The organism is Enterobacter cloacae complex sp. P47BA, assembly GCF_014930485.1.
GTDB lineage: Bacteria > Pseudomonadota > Gammaproteobacteria > Enterobacterales > Enterobacteriaceae > Enterobacter > Enterobacter bugandensis.
This window is the reverse complement of the sequence record NZ_JADBRF010000001.1, coordinates 211,697-224,006: the sequence shown is the minus strand read 5'-3', so window position 1 is coordinate 224,006 and position 12,310 is coordinate 211,697. Positions and strand designations below refer to the sequence as shown.

The following is a 12,310-nucleotide window of genomic DNA, read 5'->3' as shown; positions in this document are numbered from 1 at the left end:
ATTTCTTACGGCTTCGGCCCGAACATTGCCTCAAGCTGCTGCGCGTCCGGCATACCGACCACCTGCTGCAGTTCGTTTTCCGCATTCAGATAGTAAATGGCCGGCGTGGCGTTTGCGCCCAGGCTGTCCATCAGCGCCTGATGCTTTTGCAGGATCGCTACCGTTTCGCGGGAAGCGTCCCCTTCAGGTTTTGGCAATTTTTTCCCACCGGAAAGCTCGTATTCGCGCCAGGCCGAAACCGGATCTTTCGCATTCAGGATCGCAGAGGCGTTACGCCCGCTGTTGGGGTTAAGAAACGCCACCAGCAGCGTGTTGAGCTGAACCTTGCCCGCCTTCACCCACGGCTGCGCTTCAGCCCAGAACTGCTTGCAGTACGGGCAGAACGGATCGGCGAAGACGAAGACCTTACGCGGGGCGTTATCTGCCCCTTCCTTCAGGGGATGCGCCGCGTTGAGGTTCTTCCACATCTCGCGCCCCATCGGAGCGTAGATCTCTTTCTGGAAATAGCCTTCGCTGAGGTTTTTTCCTTTTTCATCGTACAGATAGCCCGAGATGACGTGCTTGCCGTCCGGCGTTAAAAACAGCGTCACGCCCATGTCCTGATACTGCCCCAGCCAGGCTGGCGCCCCGCCAGGGGCATCCAGTTTCTTAATGATTTTGATCTGCTGCTGCTCGCTGAACTGCTTCACCACATCCGGTATGGCATCAGCGGCCTGGGCCAGCCCTGAGGTCGCCAGCGCCGAAAGTAACAGTAATTTTTTCATTTCCCTCTCCGGTTTGTCGGGGGCATTCCGCCCCCTTCAGGTTAGCGGTTTTTCAGTGCCTCACTGACCATTTCGTCGAACTGTTCAAAAGGAACCCAGCCGGGCAGCAGCCCTTCGCCGATAAGCGTGGCGGGCGTGCCCTGAATTCCCATTTTTTCCGCGACGATCAGGCTGCGTTTGATCGAAACCATGCTCTCATCATCCGGCGCGGTGACGCTCACCCCCGCCCGCTTTTGCGCCTCCTGAATGCTGGCGTCATCGTGATATCCCTTTTTTGCCATCAGGGTATGGTTAAATTTCATAAACTGCTCGGGATGCGCGCGCCAGACGGTTAACGCGTCGCGCGCGGCGGTCAGCGAACTTTCCGAGCGGAAAGGTAAAAACTTAAAGACCACCGCCACATCAGGGTGTTTTTCGACGATCTTCTCCAGGTAAGGATCGAATTTCTTACAGTACGGGCAGTTATAGTCGGTAAACACCACCAGGGTGAGCTTTGGGTTTTTCGCGCCGATGCGCGGCGAATCCGGATCGTTAAACAGGAAATCAGCGATCATCTTCTGCGCGCGCTGTTCCTGGTCCGGCGTCAGCGGTTGGGCTGCCATGACCTGAGCCGAGGTCAGCAGGAGCATAAGCGTAATAAAGAATTTTTTCATAATGCATCAGCCTTTTGCGTTGTTCAGGGTGGTGACCAGGGTGCGCTTGTCCAGCAGCGGCGAGAGGATGTCCCCCTCAGGCGTGCCAGGGCCATAGACCTCATTAAAGGGAATGGCGTAGCGGTTTCGCTTCGCGAGAAACTCTGCGATCAGCGCGGAGGGCTGGCTCCAGTCTCCGCGCAGGGCCACCACGTCCGGCTGGCTCAGCGCGGCAATAACGTCCGGCTGACGCAGTACCCGGTGCTCGTTAACTTTGCAGGTCACGCACCAGTCCGCCGAGATATCCACAAACACCCGTTTCCCCTGCGCCAGCGCCTGCTCAATGGCCTCCTCGCTGAGCGGCTGCCACGGGATGGTCTGTGCGACGCTTTGCGTGGTGGCGTCAGACGGTGTGTTGAGCAACCCGCGCAGCTGATACCCGCCGAACACCGACAGCGCGATGACCACGACCCAGAATAACGGCGAGGAGGTTTGCCCCTTCTTCGCGAACAGCGCCAGCGCGATAACGATCAGCACCAGCATCACGATCTGGCTGACCGCCTCACCGAGATGCAGGCTCAGCAGCGTGACCAGCCAGAGGCTGGAGGCCAGCATCATCAGGCCCAGGATCGTTTTGAGCGTGTTCATCCAGCGGCCGGGTTTTGGCAGCAGCATGGCCGTTTTCGGCACCAGGGCAACGAACAGCCACGGCAGGCTCATGCCCACGCCCAGCATCAGGAAGATCAGCCACAGGGCGTGCAGCGGCGCGCCAAGGGCAAAGGCAACCGCCGTGCCGAGGAACGGCGCGGAGCACGGCGTGGCAAGCAGCGTGGCGAACATCCCTTCGCAGAAGCTGCCGCCAAGCCCTGTGCCCCCTGCCGTTGCCAGCCGCCCGGCGGCAGCTGAAGGCAGCAGCATCTCAAACGCCCCAAACAGGTTCAGCGCAAAGAGGAAGGTCACGGCAACCATCAGGCCGATAAACCACGGGTTCTGGAACTGAATGCCCCACCCCAGCGACGCCCCGGTCAGCTTAAGCGCGGTCACCATCGCGGCGAGCAGCGCAAAGGAGGTGAGGATCCCGGCGCTGGTGGCCAGGAAGCGCAGCCGGATGGCGCGCCTGTCCGATCCCGCCTGCAGGATGCTGTTAAGCTTCATGCCCATTACCGGCAGCACGCAGGGCATCAGGTTCAGGATCAATCCGCCCAGCAGGGCAAAAAGTACCATTTTACCCGTTCCTTCAGGCGCGGAAGGCTCTGCGGGAGTTGCCCCAACGGTCATGGTGGTTTGCTGCGCGTAACCGCCATTGGTCAGCACAAACGATAGCCTCTTGCCTTCCAGCGAGGCGGGTTTATCGCCCCATTCGTCGGTCACGGGTACCGTCACCCGAAGCGTGTTGCCGTCGTGCTTAATGGCCGGCTCGCCGGGCAGAATGTCACCCTCCAGCGGGTCAAAGTAGATCCCCGGATTGTCCCACTTCCCGTCCGTCGTACCGGTAATCACCAGCTTGTCGCCGGATAGCCATGCGGAAAGATCTGCGGATACGCCAGACGTGCCCGGAACGGCGCGCATCGCTTGCTCGAACTCGCTACGGAAGCCCTCATCCACCGGCTGGGTAAAATCGAGATGCAGCGGATAGTCCGTCAGCAGGCAGACGTTGCTGCAGGTGGAGAGCGTGAGCGTTCCATTGAGCGCGTCGCTCTTCACCCCGTCGAGAACGATCGGAATCGTGACCTTATCGTGATACCCCTGCGTGGTCATGCCGGAGATATCGAAGCGCGACGGTACCGGCCAGGACCAGCTGTCCGTTACGCCTTCCGGCCAGCTGATTTTTGGCGCGACGCCGCCCTCGCCCGGCGATCGCCAGTAGGTTTTCCAGCCGGGCTTTAGCTCAACGGTGAGCAGGCCCTTAATGTGCGTTTGTTCCCTCTCCGCCTGAAAGCGGATGCGGGCGTGATCGTTTTGTGGGGAGACCAGCCAGCCGGTGTCTGCCGCATGGGCAATGCCGATGCAGGACAGCCACAGGAGGACGAATCCCCTGAAGAGGTTAACCATGTATTACTCCGTGAACAGTGAAAAATTATCGTGTGGTGACGATGATTTTCATTCACGGAAAACGCAGTTTTTAAGGTGTATTCGGGGAGGCGGAGCCTGAACGGGCTGTTCCGCGGGAGCAAAGGCCCGCCCTTGCGTCAGCAGCTGTAACAGCGCGAAGAAGATAATGATAGCCGGCAGCGCGCCGTCGAAGAACAGCGGCTGGGCACAAAGAAGCGACTGGGCGCCCAGCTGGCAGGGCGATGGCCCGGACTGCTCGGTGCTGCTTTGGGTTGGGGCATCTGCACTCAGTGAAATCTGCGGATCCAGTCCCTGTAAAAAATGGTTGAGCATCACCGCACGCTGCACGAGGCAAATCGCCATCGCGAGACAGGTGATGATCAAAAGCCATTTTCCGAGGAGCTGACGGTTGCGCATAATATTCCAGAGTAACAAGACGCCCCGATCATAAACGATAGTGATGAATCTACAAGTGCCGGAAGTGTAAGGTTTTGTCTGTCGCCGCTATTCCCCCGTCAGCGCGTCGTAGATATCCCGCAGGCGCGTGCGCAGAAACAGCACCGCCTTGTGCTTGCGGGATAACAGCGCCTGCTCGCTGGCCCCCGTCTCCTCAGCCAGCATTTTAATGCTGTACCCGTGCAGCTCGGTCTTTTCAAACACTTCGCGCTGCGGTGGCGGGAGTTCAGATAGCGCCTGCCCCAGCTCTTCCCACAGCAGCGTTTTGAGATACTCCTCCTCCGGCGTTTGCGGAACGCCGAACAGGGTTTCGGCCAGCTCGTCCTCGGGAAAACCCTCTTCGTCTTCGCCCGTAAAATAGCCGGAGAGCGGCACCTCGCGCTTTTTACGCGCCCGGTCTGTCATCTCGTTACGCGCCGCGCGGAACAGCCAGGCCGCGACGTTTTCGACCGGCTGCTCCACTTTCATCAGCTGATACGTGACTTCCTGCAAAATGTCGTCGGCATCATCGCGAACGGACGTCCGTCCGCGAATGAAGGCTTTCAGCCGGGCGCGGCAGGCATTGAGCGCCGACATCAGCATGGATCCGCCCGCCTCCCCGGCTTTCATTTCGCTCACTCGGCTTCGGGGGTTTTGGGCGCGGCGTCATCGCGCTTATCGTCACGATGGCCGTGCCAGCCGCAGTGACCGCGACCGTGACGACCAAAGCCTTCGCGACGCTGCTGAATAAACGCCTCGCGCTGCTCGGGCGTCATGTTCATCCAGCGCTCGTGCATCCGCCGGTGCGCGCCAAACATCCCCGGGCGGAAACCTAATCCGCCAAACAGAATGCGGCTCAGCACCAGAATGCCCAGCGCCTGCCAGAATCCGATGGCCTTCACGCCGAGGATCGCCGGGAGCAAGGCGTTCCACAGGGACATCACCAGCAGGCCGAGCACGATGAAAATCACCGCGCCGATGATTAAGCCCTTACCCATACGGTGGCGACCGAATCCGCGCCCGTGACCTCTGCCGTGCATTTCAAAATCTCTCATGGTGTTTACCTCGTTTACAGTAATTGATTATGGCGTGTGATGAGGTAGACGGATGAGGATGGGAAATATTGCTGGGGGGAATGAAATAATTACTCTGGCCGCACATTCGCGGTTATTGCCCAGCGGCGCGCTGACGCTTGCACGGGCCTGCAGGTTTCGTAGGCCGGGTAAGCGTCAGCGCCACCCGGCACGTGTCAAAGACTTACGCCTGCACCGGCAACCTAAAACTCGAAATACTCCGCGAAAGCTGCTGCGCCTGCTCTTCCAGCGAGGCCGCTGCCGCCGCGGACTGCTGCACCAGCGCGGCGTTCTGCTGGGTTACGCCATCCATCTCGGTCACCGCCTGCCCGACCTGGCTAATCCCGCGGCTCTGCTCTTCGGAGGCGACGGAGATCTGCTCCATCAGCGTATTCACTTTATTCACCGACGAAATGATCGCGTCAATCACCTCGCCCGAGCGGCTCACCAGCTCCGCACCGTTTTTGACGCTGGAGACCGACTGCGCAATCAGGCTTTCGATGTCTTTAGCCGCCACCGCGCTTTTCTGCGCCAGAGTGCGCACTTCGCTGGCCACCACTGCAAAACCGCGGCCCTGCGTTCCGGCGCGCGCCGCTTCAACCGCCGCGTTAAGTGCCAGAATGTTGGTCTGGAAGGCGATGCTGTTGATCACGCTGGTAATGTCTTCGATGCGCTTCGAGTTCGCCGCGATGGTGTTCATCGTGTCGATGACTTCCCGGGTCACCGCTTCCCCGGTGTGGGCATTATTCACCGCGTCCTGCACCAGTTTTCCGGCCTGATAGACATTATCGGTATTGTTCGCCACCGTCGCGCTCAGCTCCTCCATGCTCGCCGCCGTCTGGGTCAACGCGGAAGCCTGCTGCTCGGTACGCGAAGCCAGATCGATATTCCCGGAGGCAATCTCCTGCGCCGCGTGCGTCACGGTATGGCTCGCATCGCGCACCTGGGCGATGGTCGCCAGCAGTGCCTGACGCATCTGCTCCATCGAACCCATAAGGTGGTCGATTTCGTTATGTGAACTGCCCTTCACCGGCACCGGAATGTCCAGCTTGCCCGCCGCAATCTGGCTGCAGTGCTCGCGCGCCAGGTTTACCGGGGCAAAGACAAAGCGCTTCATGAAGATGCTGACTGCAACGATCACCACCACAAACAGGCAGGCAATAACGGCAATCATCACCAGGCCGGAGACGAAATTGCTGCTCGCATCCTCGTTCAGGCTTTTGGCGTATTTCTGGTGGACGGAAAGGACCTGGTCGAGAATGATTTCGTACTGGCGGTCGAGACGGGAAACTTCCGGGATCAGGGCGTTAAATTTGGCGACATCGTGCGCCGCAGCGGCATCGATCAGCGGCGCCAGCCCCTGGTTGCGGTAGTTTTGCCAGGCGTCCTGATAGGCACTCACCAGGGGCGCTTCATCCGTCAGACGCGGCGAAGCCATAAACGCCGCAAAGGCATTATCCGCTTTGGTCAGCGCCTCTTTCACTGCGGCAAGCTTTGCAGACTCGTCCGTCGCGTTGCCCGCTTCCACCATCTTCACGTACTCCATCACCCGCACGCGCAGCGTACGGCTGTGGTTGATGGGGTCAATAATCGACAGCACCACCTGGATCTCTTTGTTTACGTTATCCAGCGAGTTATTACTTTTAATGATGAGGCCAACGCTCGTCACGGTGCTGACGATAAAGAACAAAAGCAGCGAGAACAGGACAATCAGGGACGACTTTTTCAACGACATAAACCAATACCTCAAGGAGAATTATTCCTTATGGTTATCGGCGCTTCCAAAACTTAAATTAATTAAAGTTATTGATATATCGCCTGGGGCTATACCGCTGACTTATAGCGCCGCTGCAGGGTGGCATCCAGCTTGCGCTGCAATGGCTGCGGAGTCTCTCCTTCGATCAATTTGCCAATCAGATCAAAGCAGTGCCACGCCAGCTGGCGGTTGTCCTGACGAATGGTATCCACCGGGATCGTCAGTGAATCGTAGAGATAGTGATCGTCAAAGCTGGCTAATCTGATATCGCTTTGCAACAGGTTATGCTGGCCCATATAGCGCAGTACCCCTTCCAGCAGCCCGCAGGCGGCGGTGAAAAGCGCTTTTGGCGGACGCCCCAGGCGGGCGCAAAGTTCGGCAAACATCTCGTACCCGGAGCTCGGGTGGTAGTTACCGTGAATGATCCACTCGGGGCGAAGCTCCACGCCGGCCTCTCGCAGACCTTGCTTAAAACCGTCCAGACGGTCGCGCGTCGGAGACAGGCGCGGCTGGCCGCCGAGGAAGTAGAATTCATCCGGATGCTGGCGCGCAATGTCCGCTACCAGCGCCGCTGTCGGGGAAATGGAGTCGGTGATCACCAGCGGCAGCGCGCTGTCGTTCATGTGCCGGTCAAAAAGCACCACGGGCAGCTGCTCGCTGAGCTTCAGGTAGTCCGCATCGTTCAGCATGCTGGAGGCCACAATCAGCCCGTCCACCTGACGCGCCACCATATTGTTCACCACCACCGTCTCCTGCCCTGGGTTTTCATCGCTGCAGGAGATCAGCAACTGAACACCCGCCTCGCGGCACAGCGTCTCCAGCTCGTGAGAAAACACGGCAAAACCGTAGTTAGTGATCTCCGGGACCACCAGACCAACGGTGTGGCTGCGGTTATCGCGCAGCGACCGGGCGTGAATGCTGGGCTGATAGTGGTGCTCTTTTGCAATCGCCAGCACGCGCTCGCGCGTCTCTTCCGCCACGCGAAGCTCTTTGCTGCGCCCGTTCAGGACCAGGCTGGCGGTGGCTTTTGACACACCCGCCAGCTCCGCGATGTCTTTTATGGTGACGCGTTTTGTTTTTCTCACAACGACTTAGATCCGGCTGCCAAAACCCTCATTCTATCATGCAGGCGCGCAGCGACCAGTAGCGTAATGTGATGTCGGACGCACCTTCGAATCGCACCCGGGCCGGATGGTCAGGAAAATAGCGGCTGCTCATCACCCCTTCACCGTGATTGATGAAAATTTCAACGCTTGAGCAGTCGCACAGAACGCGTAAATGACGAACCTCACCCTGCCAGTAGCGGGTCAATGTTTCACCGGTTTTCAGGCTCGCGCGTTCAAGGCGTAAACCCTGCTCATCGACCGTGAGGCGCAGCGCGCCTGCGAAATCGACATTCACCTGCGATGCGCCCAGCTCATACTCCAGGCGCGTCGCGTCCAGTTCCGGCGCCTCGCTGGCGCGCCCCTGCCAGCGCTGCTCATCTTCACGCAGCGCCGCCAGCTCGCGCGCCGGGGTCTGCCAGAGCCTGCCGTCGCGATAGCTGAGTTCACGCGGGCAGGTCATCTGGTGCATCCAGCCGTGCGCCCGCGTTGGCTGAAGCATCTCTTCCCCGTCCGGTACGCCCATCCAGCCGATCAGAATGCGGCGTCCGTCTTCTGCTAACGTGGTTTGCGGGGCGTAGAATTCAAAGCCCGCGTCCAGCTCGTGAAGCTCGCCGTGATCGAATGCGGCGCTGGCATAGTCAAACGCCCCGCTCATCCAGATGGCCGGATAGGTATTGAGGTAGCGATGCGGCTCGCGCGCCAGCCCCTGCGGGCAGCAGATCAGGACGTGCGTTCCGTCGAGGGCGAACAGGTCCGGGCACTCCCACATATACCCCGCTTCCGTCAGGCCGTTGACGCCGTGACCAGCGATCTCCCCGCAGGACGTCCAGGCATGCAAATCGGCTGATTTAAACAGCAGCACCTTGCCGCGCTTTTGCACATCCTGCGCACCCAGCACCATGTACCACTCCCCGTCGTGCTGCCATACCTTCGGGTCACGCACGTGGCCGGTGTAGCCTTCCGGCAGCGCCAGCACCGGCCCCAGCTTCGTAAAGGTTCCGTCCTGCTGCTCCACGGCGAGGCACTGCCAGGCGGTGCGGCTGCCGTCATCAAACTTAACGTTGCCTGTGTAGCACAGCGTGAGAACGCCGTGATTGTCCACGGCGCTACCGGAGTAGCAGCCGTTGCGTTCATACTCTTCGTCGGGCATCAGCGCCAGCGGCTCATGCTGCCAGTGCACCAGGTCCGCAGAGCTCCAGTGCCCCCAGCATTTAAAGCGATGCTCGCAGGCCAGCGGGTTCCACTGATAAAACAGGTGGTAGCGTCCGGCAAACCAGATAAACCCGTTCGGGTCGTTCATCAGCCCCGTCACCGGCGCGGGGTGCCACTGCGGGTAATGGCTATCCGCCAGCGCCCGCGGCTGCCCTTTCATAACGGCCTGTAGGATCGCAGGCCAGCGGGAAAGTTGCGTCATTATTCAGAGTCCGTTTTATATTTCAGCAGCAGCGAGACGGTAAACGCCACGCCGAAGGCAATCACCATGCCGATAATATAGTTAAGGAGCGAACTGGCCTGAACGATAGCCATGCCCGGAATGGCGGTCAGCCCGACGGCGGTCATGTAGACATGCACGGAGACCACCCAGGCCCCGCCCACCGCACCGCCAATCAGCGCGGCGATAAACGGCTTCACGAAGCGCAGGTTGATACCAAAAATGGCCGCTTCGGTGATGCCCAGCATCGCAGAGAACGCCGACGGTAAGGTAATGGCTTTGATTTTGGCATCTTTGGTTTTGAACCACACCGCCAGACAGGCACCGCCCTGCGCCACGTTCGCCATGGCCCAGATAGGCAGCAGGAAGTTAACGCCAATCGACGGGTTACCCAGCAGCCCGGCTTCAATCGCGTGGAAGCTGTGGTGAATACCGGTGATCACAATCACCGAGTACAGCCCACCGAACAGCAGCCCGGCCAGCCAGCCCGCGTGTTCAATCAGCGTGCTCAGAATAAAGGAGATGCCGTCGCCCAGCACGCGCCCTGCCGGGCCGATAATCAGCAAGGCGATGAAGCCAGAGATAACGACGGTAAGGAACGGCGTCAAAATCAGATCCAGCGCGTCCGGGATCGCGCGGCGCAGGTTTTTCTCGACGATGCTCATAAACCAGACGGCCAGCAGCACCGGGAATACCGTGCCCTGGTAGCCAATCATCGCGATCTCAAGGCCGAAGAAGTTCATGGTGTGGAAGCCGGAGGCCACGCCCCAGGCGTTGGTCAGCGCCGGGTGAGTCAGAATGCCGCCCAGCGTCGCGCCCAGATACGGGTTCCCGCCAAATTCCCGCGCCGCGGTAAAGCCGATCAGGATTGGCAGAATGATAAACGCCGCCGAGCTGCACATGTCCAGCATGATGTAGAGGGCGTTATCCGCATTGACCCAGCCGTAGGTTTTCACCATGCCGAGCAGGCCCATCAGCAGGCCGGACGCCACAATGGCGGGAATGATCGGGACAAAGATATTGGAAAGCAAACGCGCAATGCGCTGGAACGGGTTCAGCTTGCGCGCCGCGATATCCGCCGCTTCAGACTTGCTGGACTCGCTAATCCCCGCCGCCTGAATAAACGCGGCGTAGACCTTATTCACCACGCCCGTGCCGAAAATGACCTGCATCTGCCCGGCGTTATGAAAACAGCCCTTCACGCCCTCAACCTTGCCAATCGCCTGCCGATCGGCAAGCGCGTCGTCGACCAGCACCAGACGAAGACGCGTAGCGCAGTGCGCGGCGCTGGCGATATTTTCCTTGCCGCCCAGCAGCGGAATAAGCTCGTGGGCGATTTGATTAACATCCATAGATACCTCTGCCTGACTTCTTTTTATGATGTGCGAAACGCCCCCGCCGGGCGGGAGCGTGATGGGTTAAAACCAGGTTTCCATCTGGACCCCAAAGTTCCATTCCCCGCCAGCGTTGAAGCCGCTGCTGCCAAAGGCATCATCGCTGGCGTAATTATCCAGTTTGCTGCTCCAGTCCATCCAGGTGGCAAACAGGCGCAGCTCCGGGCGGCTGAAGAAATCGCCGATTTTGCTCGCTTTTAACGTTGGCGCAAAGGTCAGCTTGTAGAAACTGCCGTTAACGGCGTTGCGGTCCTTATAGCCCTCCGGATGTAAATCCATGTACTGATAGCTTCCCTCAAACGCCAGCGCGAAGTTCTGGGTTAGCTCTTTAATCAGGCGGGTGTTGAGCGTCACCCACTCATAGCTGTCGCCCTTGACGTAGCGATCTTTGCTGCTCTGCGCCAGCACGGCAGGCGCGATACTCCAGCCACCGCCAACAGGCGTGACACCGTAACTTGCGAAGCGCCAGGTATCGGCGTCAGACAGCAGCGCCCCGTCGGAACCGATGCTCTTAACTTCTGCACCCAGGCCGTGACCGTACAGCAGCGCCGTTTTGGCATTCCCTTCCCGCAGGCCATAGAAGCTCTCGTTGTGCAGCCCCACCAGGGCATGAACGCCGTTATTGGCCGCGTCGGTTTTGATGAGATCGCCGTTAGCGTCTTTACGATCGTCGTTATCCTTCGCCCGCAGGCCGCTCACCATCACCTGCAGCGGGCCGGCGAAGTGGTTCATGCTGAGGATGTAGTTCTGAACGTTATTGTCGGTCTGCTCCACGCTGCCGAAGTTGCGGCCGTAGATCGAGAAGTTGCTGCGCAGCGAGTCGTTCCACTTCACGTCGTAGACGCCGCCGCCGGTACCGGCCAGGAATACCACGTCGGAATCCAGCCAGTGAATGTCAAAGTTGTCGCGGTCGAAGCGTTTACCCGCCCAGAATGTGCTGCCCTTCAGCGCGCCGGTAAAATCAGGCAGGTTACCCAGCTCCGCAAAGGCCTGGCGAATATTGAGATCGCTGGTATCGGCTGACCAGTCGTTATAGGTTCGCTGACCGTCGGCCAGCATCGCCTTGAAGCGCGTGGTCGCCCCGTTATCCAGGGTTTGCTTGTGCTCCAGGTTCAGCTCGACGTAGGTGTCGGCTTCGTTACCCAGACGCCCTACCGCACCGCCGGTTTCCCCGGCTGGCGTCAGGTAAGGGCCGCTTTTGCTGCTGGAGGCCGCGTCGTTCATCAGCAGGCCAGAGCGGGCATAGCCGTGGAACTCAAACCCGCTGCTCTGATCCGCCTTCTTCTCCAGCGCGGTGGTGCGCTGCGCCACCGCCTGGGTTGTGGTTTGCGTCTGCTGCTGGGCGGCGACCAGCTGCTGCGTTTTTTGTTCGGCTTCGGTGGCGCGTTTTTCAGCGACCTGCGCACGCGCTTCAGCAGCCTGAAGGCGCTGCTCCATCGCGGCAAGGCGCGCTTCGATACTTGTCATATCCGTCTGGGCAAAAACAGAGGTACTGCCGGCCAGCATGCCTATCATCACGGCAAGTCTGCGTTTTTTATACATTTTGTCGCATCCCTAAAAGTATTAATCGAACGTGCTAAATTGCTAAACCGGTTTAGGTTGCTGATACTAAACCTGGGAATTTTGGATCGGCAATCTTTTTTGCTAAACCGATTTAGTAAGTGTG

11 protein-coding genes are annotated in these 12,310 nt (G+C 59.4%); all 11 read right to left on the bottom strand.

Annotated features, from left to right (window positions below; translation table 11 throughout):
• Positions 1–5: 5 nt before the first annotated feature.
• The gene (gene dsbG / locus IM299_RS01065; RefSeq protein ID WP_193356867.1) at positions 6–764 is read right to left on the bottom strand and encodes a thiol:disulfide interchange protein DsbG; all 759 of its coding nucleotides are present in this window, start codon (positions 762–764) and stop codon (positions 6–8) included.
• A 41-nt stretch (positions 765–805) separates the two neighbouring features.
• Complete coding sequence (locus IM299_RS01060; protein WP_193356866.1) at positions 806–1,417, bottom strand: DsbA family protein; 612 nt, start codon at positions 1,415–1,417, stop codon at positions 806–808.
• A gap of 6 nt (positions 1,418–1,423) precedes the next feature.
• On the bottom strand, positions 1,424–3,448 hold the full coding sequence (locus tag IM299_RS01055) for a protein-disulfide reductase DsbD (RefSeq protein ID WP_193356865.1): 2,025 nt from the start codon (positions 3,446–3,448) through the stop codon (positions 1,424–1,426).
• 48 nt (positions 3,449–3,496) lie between these two features.
• Positions 3,497–3,865, bottom strand: coding sequence for a hypothetical protein (locus IM299_RS01050; RefSeq protein ID WP_028013210.1), 369 nt, complete (start codon positions 3,863–3,865; stop codon positions 3,497–3,499).
• A gap of 87 nt (positions 3,866–3,952) precedes the next feature.
• A complete protein-coding gene (locus IM299_RS01045) occupies positions 3,953–4,513 on the bottom strand; it encodes an RNA polymerase sigma factor (RefSeq protein ID WP_045630592.1) in 561 nt (186 codons plus the stop codon).
• A gap of 5 nt (positions 4,514–4,518) precedes the next feature.
• Entirely contained in the window at positions 4,519–4,938 is a 420-nt protein-coding gene (locus IM299_RS01040; RefSeq protein ID WP_047365118.1) for a hypothetical protein, read from the bottom strand.
• Between the two features lie 202 nt (positions 4,939–5,140).
• Entirely contained in the window at positions 5,141–6,691 is a 1,551-nt protein-coding gene (locus IM299_RS01035; protein WP_193356864.1) for a methyl-accepting chemotaxis protein, read from the bottom strand.
• A gap of 89 nt (positions 6,692–6,780) precedes the next feature.
• Positions 6,781–7,797 (bottom strand): LacI family DNA-binding transcriptional regulator, encoded by a 1,017-nt coding sequence (locus IM299_RS01030; RefSeq protein ID WP_193356863.1) that lies wholly within the window; start codon positions 7,795–7,797, stop codon positions 6,781–6,783.
• A 28-nt stretch (positions 7,798–7,825) separates the two neighbouring features.
• Positions 7,826–9,232: a sucrose-6-phosphate hydrolase gene (locus IM299_RS01025; RefSeq protein WP_193356862.1), complete on the bottom strand. Its 1,407-nt coding sequence runs from the start codon at positions 9,230–9,232 to the stop codon at positions 7,826–7,828.
• Positions 9,232–10,602 carry a sucrose-specific PTS transporter subunit IIBC gene (locus IM299_RS01020; RefSeq protein WP_193356861.1) on the bottom strand — a complete coding sequence of 457 codons (1,371 nt, stop codon included), beginning with the start codon at positions 10,600–10,602 and terminating at the stop codon, positions 9,232–9,234. Before IM299_RS01020 ends, IM299_RS01025 begins: the two co-directional genes overlap by 1 nt.
• 66 nt (positions 10,603–10,668) lie before the next feature.
• Positions 10,669–12,186: a carbohydrate porin gene (locus IM299_RS01015; RefSeq protein WP_193356860.1), complete on the bottom strand. Its 1,518-nt coding sequence runs from the start codon at positions 12,184–12,186 to the stop codon at positions 10,669–10,671.
• Positions 12,187–12,310 lie beyond the last annotated feature (124 nt).